The organism is Mesorhizobium sp. M7A.F.Ca.CA.004.12.1.1 (assembly GCF_003997835.1).
Taxonomy (GTDB): Bacteria; Pseudomonadota; Alphaproteobacteria; order Rhizobiales; family Rhizobiaceae; genus Mesorhizobium.
The window spans coordinates 1-6469 of the sequence record NZ_RZRK01000327.1 but is presented as its reverse complement, the minus strand read 5'-3'; the positions used below and the strand labels follow the sequence as shown (position 1 = coordinate 6469).

5 protein-coding genes are annotated in these 6469 nt (G+C 63.6%); 4 read left to right on the top strand and 1 reads right to left on the bottom strand.

The window, feature by feature from the left end; genetic code table 11:
• Positions 1-859: citrate synthase (locus EN984_RS18150; RefSeq protein WP_127383862.1), on the top strand; the 859-nt coding region annotated here is incomplete at its 5' end.
• 21 nt (positions 860-880) lie between these two features.
• Here the strand turns inward: EN984_RS18150 and phaR are convergent.
• The gene (gene phaR / locus EN984_RS18145) at positions 881-1492 is read right to left on the bottom strand and encodes a polyhydroxyalkanoate synthesis repressor PhaR (protein WP_027037157.1); all 612 of its coding nucleotides are present in this window, start codon (positions 1490-1492) and stop codon (positions 881-883) included.
• Between the two features lie 301 nt (positions 1493-1793).
• Between phaR and EN984_RS18140 the strand changes: the two genes are divergently transcribed.
• The 3 genes from EN984_RS18140 to EN984_RS18130 all read left to right on the top strand — a co-directional run.
• Positions 1794-2972, top strand: a complete 1179-nt coding sequence (locus EN984_RS18140; RefSeq protein WP_127270160.1) for an acetyl-CoA C-acetyltransferase — start codon at positions 1794-1796, stop codon at positions 2970-2972.
• A gap of 127 nt (positions 2973-3099) precedes the next feature.
• On the top strand, positions 3100-3825 hold the full coding sequence (gene phbB, locus EN984_RS18135; RefSeq protein ID WP_023814310.1) for an acetoacetyl-CoA reductase: 726 nt from the start codon (positions 3100-3102) through the stop codon (positions 3823-3825).
• A 719-nt stretch (positions 3826-4544) separates the two neighbouring features.
• The coding region (locus EN984_RS18130) for a helicase-related protein (protein ID WP_206517442.1) at positions 4545-6469 on the top strand (1925 nt) is incomplete at its 3' end.

Below are 6469 nucleotides of genomic sequence, written 5' to 3'. Positions count from 1 at the left end.
GGACGCCGCAGTGCTCTCCGGGCACGCCACACTGGAAGAAGCCGCCGCCATTCTCTGGGCTCTGCCGGAACCGGTGGCTTTCGAAGCACCGTCGCCGGATGTGCCCCATCAAGCCGGCCGGGCCTCGGCTTTTGCGCAACTTGCCGTGCTTGCCGGCCAAGGGCGCCCGTCGCTTGGGCGCAACCGGGCCTCGCTGCATGCCGATGCCGCGCACGCTGTCGGCGTGCTGGTCGCCGCGCTGGGCGCACCGGCAGGACCAGATCCCGTCCATCAGCGGCTGGCGCAGGCCTGGTCGGTGGACGCCGGCGGCGCCAATGCGATCCGCCGCGCGCTTGTCCTGCTTGCCGATCATGAACTGAATGCGTCGACCTTCGCCGCGCGCGTCGCAGCCTCGACCGGCGCGCCGCTGGCCGCTTGCCTGCTGGCCGGGCTCGCGACGCTGTCAGGCCCTCGCCATGGCGGTGCCGGCGAGGCGGTGATGCAACTGGCCGAGGATGCGGCCCGACATGGCGCCGATGCGACGATCCGGCGCTGGCTCAGCCACGACCGGCCATTGCCGGGGTTCGGTCATCAGCTCTATCCTGACGGCGATCCCCGAGGGGCGGCGCTTCTGTCGGTGATCGAGGTTGACGGCACACTATCTTCGCTGCGCGATGCTGCCCTTGCGGCGACCGGCGCGCTTCCCAATATCGACTTTGGGCTGGCAGCGCTGACGCGCAGCCTCGGCTTGCCGCGCGATGCGCCGTTTCGCCTGTTTGCGCTCGCACGCAGCGTCGGCTGGGCCGAGCACACGGTCGAACAGATCACAAGCGGAAGTGTCATCAGGCCGCGCGGCCGCTATGAGGGCGTGCTGGTGTAGGGTTGCAAGAGCGCCAAGCGCTCAGGACATCGTGTCGAGCTTGCGCTGCATGGCCGCGATCTGGTCCTTCAGTTCCTGAAGATCGTCGGGTTTTTCTGACGTTTCCTTCCTGGCCGGCTCGGGCGATGGCGCGGCGGCTGGCGCGGTGCCGGCGGGCGGGAACGGCGTGAACAGCCGCATCGCATTCTGGAACATTTCCATGTTGCGGCGTGTCTGTTCCTCCAGCGCCTTGATCGGCGTGGTGATCTTCATCATGTCGAGCGGCGACTTGCCGATCGCCCCCTTCATCTGCTCGCGAAAGCGCTCCTGCTCCTTGGAAAAGGCAAGCATCGACTGTTCGAGGAAGCTCGGCACGATCATCTGCATCTGGTCGCCGTAATAAGCGATGAGCTGGCGCAGGAACGGGATCGGCAGCATGTTCTGCCCGTCCTTGTTCTCCAGTTCGAAGATGATCTGTGTCAGCACCGGATGCGTGATGTCGTCGCCGGTCTTGGCGTCCTGGACGGTGAACTCCTCGCCCTTCTTGACCATCTCGGCGAGGTCCTCGAGCGTCACATAGGTGCTGGTGCCGGTGTTGTAGAGGCGGCGATTGGCGTATTTCTTGATGATGATCGGATCGTCTTTAGCGGCCATCTACATCCTCCCGGGGACACCGGCGCGCCTCTGAGCAAGCCGCCGATAACGATTGTGCCTTTTTTTTGAGGATATGCGCAAAAGCTTCACAATTCCAAGCAGTTTGTGCAGTGCGGGATCACTAAATGCTGCATAGCAGGCAAAATATGCTGCGCAGCAATGGACGAATGGTCGCCCTGGCAAGGCACGGCCTGCTTGCGGCGCATGGGCGCCATGCCCATTTCCGGTTTGACTTGGGGTTGGGAAAGGGCAAGAAAAGTCCCCAACGACAGAGCAACACCCTTGAAGTCTGGAGAAGAAAATGTCCGCTTCCATCGTCATTGCCAGTGCGGCGCGCACGCCGGTCGGCTCCTTCAACGGCGCCTTCGCCGCCACCCCTGCGCATGAACTCGGCGCCGTCGTCATCAGGGAATTGCTGTCGCGTGCCGGTGTCGAACCAGGCGAGGTCGACGAGGTCATCCTCGGCCAGGTGCTGACCGCCGCGCAAGGCCAGAACCCGGCCCGCCAGGCATCGATCAATGCCGGCCTGCCCAAGGAAACCACAGCCTGGGGCCTCAATCAGGTTTGCGGCTCGGGCCTGCGTGCCATTGCGCTCGGCATGCAGCAGATCGCCATCGGCGACGCCAAGGTGATCATCGCCGGCGGCCAAGAATCGATGTCGCTTTCGACGCATGCCCAGCACCTGCGCGCCGGCGTCAAGATGGGCGACTTCAAGCTGATCGACACCATGATCAAGGACGGGCTGTGGGACGCCTTCAACGGCTATCACATGGGCAACACCGCCGAAAACGTCGCGCGTCAGTTCCAGATCACCCGCGAAGACCAGGACCAGTTCGCGCTCGCCTCGCAAAACAAGGCCGAGGCCGCGCAGAAGGCCGGCAAGTTCAAGGACGAGATCGTCGCCGTCACCATCAAGGGCAAGAAGGGCGACACCATCGTCGACCAGGACGAATACATTCGCCACGGCGCCACGATCGACGCCATGACCAAGCTGAAACCGGCTTTCGACAAGGACGGCACGGTGACCGCCGCCAACGCCTCCGGCATCAATGACGGTGCCGCCGGCGCGCTGCTGATGAGCGAGGCGGAAGCGGTGAGGCGCGGCATCACCCCGCTGGCACGCATCGTGTCCTGGGCAACCGCCGGCGTCGATCCGCAGATTATGGGCACCGGCCCGATCCCAGCATCGCGCAAGGCCTTGGAAAAGGCCGGCTGGTCGGTCGGCGATCTCGACCTGGTCGAGGCCAACGAGGCCTTTGCGGCACAGGCCTGCGCCGTCAACAAGGACATGGGCTGGGATCCCTCGATCGTCAACGTCAATGGCGGCGCCATCGCCATCGGCCACCCGATCGGTGCGTCCGGCGCCCGCGTCTTCAACACGCTGGTCTTCGAAATGCGCCGGCGCGGCGCCAAGAAAGGCCTCGCCACCTTGTGCATCGGCGGCGGCATGGGCGTCGCCATGTGCATCGAAGCACTCTGAAAAAGAAGTGAGTAGCAAATAGGGAGTAGTCAATAGGGAAGAATTGCGTCAGCGCGACGGGACGTAGATCCCTACTCGCTATTCGCTACTCCCTATTCGCTCTCCCGACCAAAGGGAGGGAACACGCATGACCAAGGTAGCAATCGTCACAGGCGGATCGCGCGGCATCGGCGCGGCGATCTCGATCGCATTGAAGACCGTCGGCTATTCGGTTGCCGCGAACTATGCCGGCAATGACGCCGCAGCGGCGAAATTCAAGGCCGAGACCGGCATTCCGGTCTACAAATGGTCGGTCGCCGACTATGATTCCTGCGCCGCCGGCATCAAGCAGGTCGAGGCCGATCTCGGCCCGGTCTCGGTGCTGGTCAACAATGCCGGCATCACCCGCGACGCCATGTTCCACAAGATCACGCGCGAGCAGTGGAAAGAGGTCATCGACACCAACCTGTCCGGCGTCTTCAACATGACGCATCCGCTGTGGAGCGGCATGCGCGACCGCAAGTTCGGCCGCGTCATCACCATTTCCTCGATCAACGGCCAGAAGGGCCAGGCCGGCCAGGTCAACTATTCCGCCGCCAAGGCCGGCGACATCGGTTTCAGCAAGGCTCTCGCTCAAGAGGGAGCACGCGCCGGCATCACCGTCAACGTCATCTGCCCTGGCTACATCGCCACCGAGATGGTCAAGGCGATTGACGAGAGGGTGCTCAACGACCGCATCATCCCACAAATCCCCGTCGGCCGCCTCGGCGAACCGGAAGAGATCGCGCGCTGCGTCGTCTTCCTCGCATCCGAAGATGCCGGCTTCATCACCGGCTCGACCATCACGGCCAATGGCGGCCAATACTTCGCCTGACGACGTGGCGATGTAGGAGATCGACGGGCCGGCACACCGGCCCGTTTCCGGCACGGTCCCTTTGACGTGCTCGCGACCGTAGCTGACCCAATTCGGCACGCAGAGGTTAACAGCCACCCGCCGCCCTGTGCGAAAGCTGCTTCGTAACCTGTGGATTCTCGGTGGATAAGCTGTTCACAACACAAGATATTGGGGTGAACAAATCGGGAAAATCGCGCCATCGCTGATTCGTCGCCGATTCGTTCCGGCTATGAGCCGAACGTTAACGACGACAGCCGGAATCGTCTGCCCAACTGCTTAACGCAGGTTAAGAAAGATCAACAATTTCATCATGTTGGTTGAGGCGCGCCTAGCCGCCGTGATTGTTTCCAGGCAAAGGTTAACGGCAACACCCTCTTAGCATGAAACGGGCCAGTTCAGCGATTCAGCATGTGGTGCGACTCGCGGCCGCGAAATCCACATGTAGCCGTGAACAAAAGCTGAATCTGCAGGAGTCACTGATTCGTCGCCGATTCGTTCCAGACTCGTTCTATCCGTTAATCCGCAGCCGATTGGAAGCTTGACAAAACCACCTTCTCGCCGCCGGCGGAACATTCCGCTTTCGCTTCGCGCCCGAAATCCCTATGTGTCGCCTGTCATACGCGCCATTTGAGGCACGCTCCCGACAACCAGAGGCCAGAAGCCTTATTTCCAGGTCCCAGAAGCCTTATTCTAGGTTGATGAACATCCAGCCCAAACACACAGAGCCGCTGATCCTGTCGGGCCGCGACGTGACCGCCGTGCTCGGGCCGACCAACACCGGCAAGACCCATCTCGCCATCGAGCGCATGGTGGCGCATGAGAGTGGGATCATCGGCCTGCCGCTCAGACTTCTGGCGCGCGAGGTCTACGCCCGCGTCTGCGAAAAGGTCGGCGCCCACAAGGTTGCGCTGATCACCGGCGAGGAAAAGATCCAGCCGCCGGGCGCCAGATATTCGGTCTGCACCGTCGAGGCCATGCCGCGCGAGACCGACGCCGCCTTTGTCGCCATCGACGAGGTGCAGCTCGCCGGTGACCTCGAGCGCGGCCACATCTTCACCGATCGCATCCTGCACCTTCGCGGCCGTCAGGAAACGCTGCTGCTGGGTGCTGCCACCATGCATGGCATCCTGCAGCGCCTGCTGAGGGGTGTCTCGGTGGTGACGCGGCCGAGGCTGTCGCATCTTGCCTATGCCGGTTCCAAGAAGCTGACCCGCCTGCCGCGGCGCACGGCGATCGTCGCCTTCTCCGCCGACGAGGTCTACGCCATCGCCGAGTTGATCCGCCGCCAGCAGGGCGGTGCCGCCGTCGTGCTCGGCGCGCTCTCGCCGCGCACCCGCAACGCCCAGGTGGCGCTGTTCCAGTCCGGCGATGTCGACTACCTCATCGCTACCGACGCAATCGGCATGGGTCTCAATCTCGATCTCGACCACGTCGCCTTCGCCCAGAACCGCAAGTTCGATGGCTTCCAGTACCGCAACCTGACCGCGGCCGAGCTCGGCCAGATCGCCGGCCGCGCCGGCCGGCATCTGCGTGACGGCACCTTCGGTGTCACCGGCCAGGTCGACCCGCTCGACGAAGAGCTGATCAAGAAGATCGAAGGCCACGATTTCGATCCGGTGAAGGTGCTGCAGTGGCGCACCGCGCATTTCGACTTTGCCAGCCTCGACGCGCTGAAGCGCTCGATCGAGACCAACGCTCCGGTCGAGGGACTGACGCGGGCATTGCCTGCCGTCGACGCACAGGCGCTCGAGCATCTGTCGCGCGACGAAGACATCCGCGCGCTCACCACCAATGCCAAGCGCGTGGCGCTGCTGTGGGAAGCCTGCGCGCTGCCCGACTACCGCAGGATCGCGCCGGCGCAGCATGCCGACCTCATTGCCTCGATCTACACGGACCTCGCACGCCACGGCCATGTCGACGAGAATTACATGGCCGAGCAGGTGCGCCGCGCCGACACCACCGAGGGCGACATTGACACGCTGTCGCATCGCATAGCCCAGATCCGCACCTGGACATTCGTGTCGAACCGGCCCGGCTGGCTGGCCGATCAGGCACACTGGCAGGAAAAGACGCGCGAAATCGAAGACAGATTGTCGGATGCGCTGCATGAGCGGTTGACGAAACGCTTCGTAGACCGCAGGACTTCCGTCCTCATGCGGCGCCTTAGAGAAAATACCATGCCTGAAGCCGAAATTAGCCCTACCGGAACCGTCCTTGTCGAAGGCCACCATGTCGGCGAGTTGCAAGGGTTCCGCTTCACCGCCGACCAGACCGCCGGCGGCGAAGACGCCAAGGCGGTGCGCACCGCTGCCCAGAAGGCGCTGGCCGCCGAGTTCGAATCGCGCGCCGAACGCTTCGGCGCCTGCGCCAATGGCGACATCGCGCTCGGCTCGAACGGCACGCTGCGCTGGATCGGCGCGCCGATCGGCACGCTTGTATCAGGCGAAGACGCGCTGAAGCCGCGGTTGGTGCTGCTGGCCGACGAACAACTGACCGGCCCGGCGCGCGACAAGGTTGCCGCGCGTGCCGAGCGTTTCGTCAATTTCCAGATCGAGTCGCTGCTGAAGCCACTGGTCGACTTGAAAAACGCCGACCAGATTTCCGGCATCGGCCGCGGCATCGC